The following is a 249-nucleotide window of genomic DNA, read 5'->3' as shown; positions in this document are numbered from 1 at the left end:
CCGGAAAATGCGCGTGCAGCGAAGCATCCGGATTGCCGATCGATCAGATCGCGATCCGCAGGATCGGAAAGATTCTGCCCGGCAGCACGCTCGACTTCTTTTCATCGATTTTCTCCGCTCCGAGCATCGGATAGAACGGAACGGCATTGGGATCCGCTTCGATCACGAAGCTTCTGATCCCTCTCCTTGCCGCTTCCTTCCGAATCTCCTCCCATAACGCGCGTGACCTGTTGACCTTTCCCCTCCGAG

General features: G+C 57.0%; 1 pseudogene. It reads right to left on the bottom strand.

Going from position 1 to position 249, the window contains the following annotated elements:
* Positions 1-43 precede the first annotated feature (43 nt).
* Positions 44-249: pseudogene (locus U4Y91_RS36690) on the bottom strand (hypothetical protein); the annotation flags it as partial.

The organism is Burkholderia sp. BCC1993 (assembly GCF_905339865.1).
Lineage (GTDB): Bacteria > Pseudomonadota > Gammaproteobacteria > Burkholderiales > Burkholderiaceae > Burkholderia.
The sequence above is the reverse complement of the archived record's forward strand: the minus strand, read 5'-3'. Positions and strand labels throughout refer to the sequence as shown.